Annotated in this window: 1 protein-coding gene; it reads right to left on the reverse strand. The window is 42.2% G+C overall.

Annotated elements, in window-relative coordinates:
* Positions 1 to 117: 117 nt before the first annotated feature.
* Positions 118 to 858 (reverse strand): tetratricopeptide repeat protein (locus tag AB4486_RS23205; RefSeq protein ID WP_372118879.1); only part of this gene is annotated, 741 nt, incomplete at its 5' end.

The raw sequence follows: 858 nt of genomic DNA on the forward strand, positions 1-858 counted from the left end.
ATAAAGATCACTGTGGCACAAACTAGCCAAATGACAGAGATAACAATGATATCTTTATTAAAACTCTCACTTTTAGGCGACATGAATATCCTTTTCACTGAGCCAAAATTTAAACGACTATTGCTCCATCTCTCTCACTTCCGCTAGTGCTCTGTTTAAGTTTTCGTTCGCAACTCTGTAATACGATGGTTTCTTGTCTATTGCTTGCTGAAGGTAAGGAACGGCTTCATCCGGCTTACCTTGTAATATTAGGAAATACCCTACATTATTCAACGCTTCAGGCGTATCCATATGTCGCATAAACATATTAGTGGCTTTCTTAACATCACCGGAAGCCAGATAAATGAGGGCTAGATTGTTTTGGGCCTTCTCACTATTTGGCTCTAACTCTAGAGCTGAACGCGTGTACTGATACGCTTCCTTGTAATTGCCGTACATGTAATGGGAGTAGCCCATATTCAACAGAGCTTTGAATGAGTTTTTGTCTATCTGCAGTGACTTTTTGAAGTACTCTTGAGCTATCTGATGCTTTCCGTCGACATCTTCCAACACACCAATTCCCATATATGCTGATGCAGGAGACATACTGTCAACCTTCAAGCTAGCGACTTCACTTTGGCTTAACGCTTGGTGGTTTTTAATCGTTTCACTGCTTTTCAAACGAACTTGGTCGGCATTAATCGCTTTAAAGAAATAACTTCGACCTTCATCCGTTCGTCGCTGCTTCGTATACAAAACGCCTAATTCCTCCAGTACCTCGGTATGTGCTGGATTGAAATCTAAGGCCGCCAAATACGCTTTCTCGGCAAGCGCCGAGTTACCGCGAGACGAATGTATTTGCCCAATAGTGAACAGGGT

It is taken from the genome of Vibrio sp. 10N.222.55.C6 (assembly GCF_041473395.1).
GTDB lineage: Bacteria > Pseudomonadota > Gammaproteobacteria > Enterobacterales > Vibrionaceae > Vibrio > Vibrio crassostreae_C.